This is a genomic window from Stenotrophomonas ginsengisoli, assembly GCF_001431485.1.
GTDB lineage: Bacteria > Pseudomonadota > Gammaproteobacteria > Xanthomonadales > Xanthomonadaceae > Stenotrophomonas > Stenotrophomonas ginsengisoli.
In genome coordinates this window covers 1-5,806 of the sequence record NZ_LDJM01000055.1, presented here as the reverse complement: position 1 = coordinate 5,806, position 5,806 = coordinate 1, and the positions used below count along the sequence as shown (strand labels likewise).

The 5,806-nt window shown below is 65.9% G+C and carries 4 protein-coding genes and 1 pseudogene; 3 read left to right on the top strand and 2 right to left on the bottom strand.

The window, feature by feature from the left end; all coding sequences use genetic code 11:
* Positions 1 to 148: pseudogene (locus tag ABB30_RS16630) on the top strand (AAA-type ATPase lid domain-containing protein); the annotation flags it as partial.
* Between the two features lie 63 nt (positions 149 to 211).
* Here ABB30_RS16630 and ABB30_RS15085 read toward each other — a convergent pair.
* Both ABB30_RS15085 and ABB30_RS15080 read right to left on the bottom strand, forming a co-directional pair.
* Complete coding sequence (locus tag ABB30_RS15085; RefSeq protein ID WP_057639139.1) at positions 212 to 1,603, bottom strand: sigma-54-dependent transcriptional regulator; 1,392 nt, start codon at positions 1,601 to 1,603, stop codon at positions 212 to 214.
* Between the two features lie 48 nt (positions 1,604 to 1,651).
* Entirely contained in the window at positions 1,652 to 3,253 is a 1,602-nt protein-coding gene (locus tag ABB30_RS15080) for a sensor histidine kinase (RefSeq protein WP_057639138.1), read from the bottom strand.
* Between the two features lie 224 nt (positions 3,254 to 3,477).
* Here ABB30_RS15080 and sucC point away from each other — a divergent pair, with 224 nt between their 5' ends.
* Together sucC and sucD are read left to right on the top strand one after the other, a co-directional pair.
* Positions 3,478 to 4,647 (top strand): ADP-forming succinate--CoA ligase subunit beta, encoded by a 1,170-nt coding sequence (sucC, locus tag ABB30_RS15075; RefSeq protein WP_057639137.1) that lies wholly within the window; start codon positions 3,478 to 3,480, stop codon positions 4,645 to 4,647.
* A 105-nt stretch (positions 4,648 to 4,752) separates the two neighbouring features.
* Positions 4,753 to 5,631, top strand: a complete 879-nt coding sequence (sucD, locus tag ABB30_RS15070) for a succinate--CoA ligase subunit alpha (protein WP_057639136.1) — start codon at positions 4,753 to 4,755, stop codon at positions 5,629 to 5,631.
* Positions 5,632 to 5,806: the final 175 nt, after the last annotated feature.

Sequence of the window (5,806 nt, the reverse complement as noted above, 5' to 3'; positions counted from 1 at the left end):
CCCGCCGCAGCTGTCCGCCTCGGCCCAGGATGCACTGGCCGGCTATGCCTTCCCGGGCAATGTGCGCGAGCTGGAGAACATCCTGGAGCGCGCCCTGGCCCTGGCCGAAGGCAGCAACATCACCGTCAGCGACCTGCGCCTGCCCGCCCCGCTGCCTGCACACAACAGCGGGTGCTGGACTTCCTGCAGGTCATCGCTGCAGGGCGGGGCCTTATTCCATGCCGAGCTTTTTCAGCTTGTAACGCAGGGCGCGGAAGGTGATGCCGAGCTGGGCGGCGGCACGGGTCTTGTTCCAGCGGTTTTCATCCAGGGCTTTCTGGATGGCGGCGCGCTCGAGCTGCTCGATGTAGGAGGGCAGGGCGGCATTGCTGCTGTCGATGTCGTGCACGGCTTCGCTGGCCGGGGCCGGGATGCTGTCGCTGTTGTGTGCAGGCAGCGGGGCGGGCAGGCGCAGGTCGCTGACGGTGATGTTGCTGCCTTCGGCCAGGGCCAGGGCGCGCTCCAGGATGTTCTCCAGCTCGCGCACATTGCCCGGGAAGGCATAGCCGGCCAGTGCATCCTGGGCCGAGGCGGACAGCTGCGGCGGGATGCGGGCATGGCTGCTGGCCAGGCGGGTCAGGATGGTGCTGGCCAGCTGGGGCAGGTCATCGCGGCGCTCGCGCAGCGGCGGCACGCGCAGTTCGATCACGTTGATGCGGTAGTACAGGTCATGCCGGAAGCGGCCTTCGGCCACCAGCCGGGCGAGGTCCTTGTGGGTGGCCGAAAGCAGGCGCACGTCCACCGGGATTTCGCTGGCCGCGCCGACCGGGCGCACGGATTTTTCCTGGATGGCGCGCAACAGCTTGACCTGCATCTGCAGGGGCAGCTCGGCCACCTCGTCCAGGAACAGGGTGCCGCCATTGGCGGCCTGGAACAGGCCCGGCTTGTCGGCGTGGGCACCGGTGAAGCTGCCCTTGCGGTGGCCGAAGAACTCGCTTTCCATCAGCTCGGCCGGGATCGCGCCGCAGTTGACCGGGACGAACGGGCCCTTGGCGCGGGCGCCCTGCTCGTGGATGGTGCGCGCGACCAGCTCCTTGCCCACGCCGGATTCGCCGACGATGTAGACCGGTGCCTGGCTGCGCGAGACCTTGCCGATGGTGCTGCGCAGCTCCTGCATCGGCACGGAGTCACCGAGCAGACGGCTGGGGTTCTCGCTGGGCAGGGGCGCATTGGCCTTGGCGGCGCTGGCCTGGCTGCCCAGTTCCAGAGCGTGCCGGACGAGGCCGCGCAACACGTTCAGGTCCACCGGTTTGGAGACGAAATCGAAGGCGCCGGCCTTCAGGGCTTCCACAGCCAGGTCCATCGAGCCGAAGGCGGTGATCATCGCCACCGGGGTGCTGGGGTGGTTGCGGGCAATCTCGTGCACCAGTTCGATGCCGTTGCCATCGGGCAGGCGCATGTCGGTGATGCACAGGTCATAACGATGCACAGCAAGCTGCTCCCGGGCCTCGGCCAGGTTGGCGGCAGTGCTGATGCGTAACCCCATGCGGCCCAAGGTGAGAACGAGCAGTTCGCGGATGTCGCGCTCGTCATCGACGATCAGGGCAGTGCGTGTTTCAGTCATCGGCCAAAGATATCCCAAGCATGGCCAGACGCCAAACACATCAAGCTGTCAATGTGATGTGATGCTCGCTGCGCCGGGCAGGGTGATACGGAAGCAGGCGCCACCGGCCGGCATCGGCACATGTTCCAGCTGCCCCTGGTTGGCCCGGCACAGCTCGCGGGCAATGTACAGGCCCAGCCCGGTGCCGTGCTCGGAGGTGGTGAAGAAGGGCCGGAACAGCTGCTCGGCCAGGGCCGGTGCCAGGCCCGGGCCGCGGTCCAGGCAGTCGATCACCGCGTGGCGTTCCATCACCCCCACGCGCAGCCTGACCCGGGCCGGCTCGTTGCCGCTGCGGCCGTGGTGCAGGGCGTTGTGGACCAGGGTGGACAGCACCTGGTGCAGGTGGCGGGGGTCGGCCAGGGCAGTGGCCTGGCCGCTGGTCAGGACGTAGTCCAGGGAGTTGGCTTCCAGCGCCATGGTGGTCTGGTATTCCTCCACGAAGCGGCGCACAAAGGCGTTGAGCTCGATGTTCTCGGGGATGGCGCGTTCGCGCCGGGCCAGGCCGAGCACGCTTTCGATGATGCCGTTGGTGCGCTGGCACTGCTGGTGGATGATCTGCAGCAGGCGGCGGTCGGCCGCGCCGATGGCCGGGGATTCCTCCAGCAACTGGGTGGCATAGTTGATTGCCGCCAACGGGTTGCGGATCTCGTGGGCCAGGCTGGCCGAAAAACGCCCCATTGCCGACAGGGTCAGCGACTCGGCGCGGCGTGAGATGACCGTGGTGTCGTCCAGGAACACCAGGGCCTGGTCACTGTCGGCCAGCAGGCGGGCAAAGCGCGGCTGCACCTCGATCTGGCCCTTGGCAATGCGCATCGGGCCCAGTTCGTGGTCAAAGCCCTGGCGCCAGCGGTGCAGGCGCACGGCCAGTGGAGGGGGCAGGCGCGGCAGGCTGCCGTTGTCGGAAGGGGCGGCCTCGCCGAGCAGGACGATGGCGGCCTCGTTGGCCAGGGTGATGCGGTCATCGGCATCGACCACCAGCACCCCGGTACGCAGGCGGCGGATGATCAGTTCGTTGATCTCATACAGGTTGGCAACCTCGGCGCCGCGCTGTTCGGCCAACACCCGGTTCTGGCGGGCGCGTGCGCCCTGCTGGTAGCCGAACCAGGCCAGGGCCAGGTAGCTGGTGATGAACAGCCCCAGCTCGACCGGGGTGCTGGCATCGCGGCCTTCGACCATGCGCAAGGCGTGCTCCAGCAGCAGGCCGGCACCGGCCAGTACCGCCAGCAGCATGGCCGGCAGCAGGCGCAGCAGCAGGGCGGCCACGGTGAGGTTGACCAGCAGCGACATCGCCAGCCCGGTGCCGGCGCTGGGCAACGAGTGCAGGGTGATGGTGACGGCGGTGATGTCGATCAGCCCACCCCAGAACGCGCCCATCTCCAGGAAGCGCCAGCGTTGGCTGCGCAGGGTCAGCCAGACGGCGATGGTCAGGTAGATCAGGGCCACCGGGCGGGCCAGCTCGGCCTGGTGGGGAATGCCGATGACTTCGGTCCAGGGGCTGAACAGCAAGGCGGTGATCAACAGGGCGATCATCAGCCGGTACAGCGAATACGCCAGTGCCTCGCGCTGCGGCAGCGCGTCCAGATGGTGGGGGGGCAGGGGGCTGGGGTTCAAGCGCGGTTCCCGACGCTGTGCTGTTGCGACACGGCAGTGTATCGCGGGCAGGCTCTGTTGCCGGATTCGGCAAATCCGGCGAGGTGTACGCGGTGTGGCGTGATCAATTTGTACAGACCTGTTGGCATTGCGACGGTCGCGGGTGACAATGGGGGACTACCGCGCCGAATGAATAGTCTTGTTCAGGCGCCTGGTCGGTTGATATCCCATACCCACGGTGACGCATGAATTTCCACGAATACCAGTCAAAACAACTGCTTGCCGAATACGGCATCCCGGTTCCGGCCGGCAAGGTTGCCGCTACCGCCGAAGAAGCGGTGGAAGCGGCCAAGTCGCTGGGCGCAGGCCCGTGGATGGTCAAGGCGCAGATCCACGCCGGTGGCCGTGGCAAGGCCGGTGGCGTCAAGTTCTGCAAGACCGTCGAAGACGTGCAGGCGGCTGCGGCCAAGATGCTGGGCACCAAGATGGCCACCTACCAGACCGCCGGCGTCGAGCTGCCGGTCAACCTGGTGCTGGTGACCACCGCCGGTGAGATCGTCAAGGAACTGTACCTGTCGGTGCTGGTTGACCGTGGCACCCGCAGCATCAGCTTCATTGCCTCCTCTGAAGGCGGCATGGAGATCGAGCAGGTCGCGGCCGAAACCCCGCACCTGATCCACACCTTGAATGTGGACTTCGTCGAGGGCGTGCAGGGTTACCACGGCCGTGACATCGGCTTCAAGATGGGCCTGACCGCCAAGCAGGCCGGCCAGTTCGCCAACATCATGGTCAACCTGTACCGCATCTTCAACGAAAAGGACCTGGCCCTGGTTGAGATCAACCCGCTGGCCATCCTGGACGACGGCAACCTGTACGCGCTGGACGGCAAGTTCAACAGCGACGACAACGCCGCCTACCGTCACAAGGCCCTGGTCGCCATGCGCGACAAGAGCCAGGAAGACCCGACCGAAGTGATCGCTTCGGAGCTGGACATCAACTACGTCACCATGGACGGCAACATCGGCTGCATGGTCAACGGCGCTGGCCTGGCCATGGCCACCATGGACGTGATCAAGCTCAACGGCGGCGAGCCGGCCAACTTCCTGGACGTCGGCGGCGGTGCCAACAAGCAGCGCGTGATCGAGGCTTTCAAGCTGATCCTGTCCTCGGACAAGGTCGAAGGCATCTTCGTCAACATCTTCGGCGGCATCGTCCGCTGCGACATGATTGCCGAAGGCATCATTGCCGCGGTCAAGGAAGTGGGCGTCAAGGTCCCGGTCGTCGTCCGTCTGGAAGGCACCAACGTGGAAGAAGGCAAGCAGCTGCTGCGTGACAGCGGCATGGCCATCATCCCGGCTGACAACATCAACGACGGCGCCAAGAAGATCGTTGACGCCGTCAAGGCTGCCGCCTAACCCATTTTCTGTGTGGGAGCGCGCCTGCGCGCGATGCCTTTCCTTGATTTCGATGGAAAGGCCGTCGCGACCAGGGTCGCTCCTGCGAGAACCAAGGATTTTTCCATGAGCGTTTTGATCAACAAGAACACCAAGGTGATCGTGCAGGGCTTCACCGGCCAGCAGGGCACCTTCCACGCCACCCAGATGCTGGAATACGGCACCCAGGTTGTCGGCGGCGTTACCCCGGGCAAGGGTGGCACCACCCACCTGGAACTGCCGGTGTTCAACACCGTTGCCGATGCCGTTGCCGCCACCGGCGCTGACGCCTCGGTCATCTACGTGCCGCCGCCGTTCGCTGCCGACGCCATCCTGGAAGCCGCTGCTGCCGGCATCAAGGTCATCGTCTGCATCACCGAAGGCATCCCGGTGCTGGACATGCTGCGCGTGGACAACGTGCTCAAGGCGTCCTACCCGGACACCGTGCTGATCGGGCCGAACTGCCCCGGCGTGATCACCCCGGGCGAGTGCAAGATCGGCATCATGCCGGGCCACATCCACATGCCGGGCAAGATCGGCATCGTGTCGCGTTCGGGCACCCTGACCTATGAAGCGGTCAAGCAGACCACCGAAGTGGGCCTGGGCCAGTCGACCTGTATCGGTATCGGCGGCGACCCGATCAACGGCCTGAACTTCGTTGACTGCCTGAAGCTGTTCAACGAAGACCCGCAGACCGAAGGCATCATCATGGTCGGCGAAATCGGTGGTGACGCCGAAGAAGCCGGCGCCGAGTACATCGCCAAGTACGTCAAGAAGCCGGTCGTGGGCTTCATCGCCGGTGCCTCGGCCCCGGCCGGCAAGCGCATGGGCCACGCCGGTGCGATCGCATCGGGCGGCAAGGGCACCGCCGAAGGCAAGTTCGCCGCGATGGAAGCCGCTGGCGTCAAGACCGTCCGTTCGCCGGGCGACCTGGGCGCGGCCATTGCCGAGCTGATGAAGAAGTAAGTTGCTGCCCGGTCGAGCAGAAGATGTGAGTCTTTTGCTCGGCCTCAGCATGCAAACCGCCCTCCGGGGCGGTTTTTTTATGGCTGTTGCAGGGGCGGCTCCGGTAGTGATGCCGGTGCACGCAGTGCTGCTGCCAACCTGCCGCGTCGCGCCCGGGTGCGCTTGTGTCTTGGGC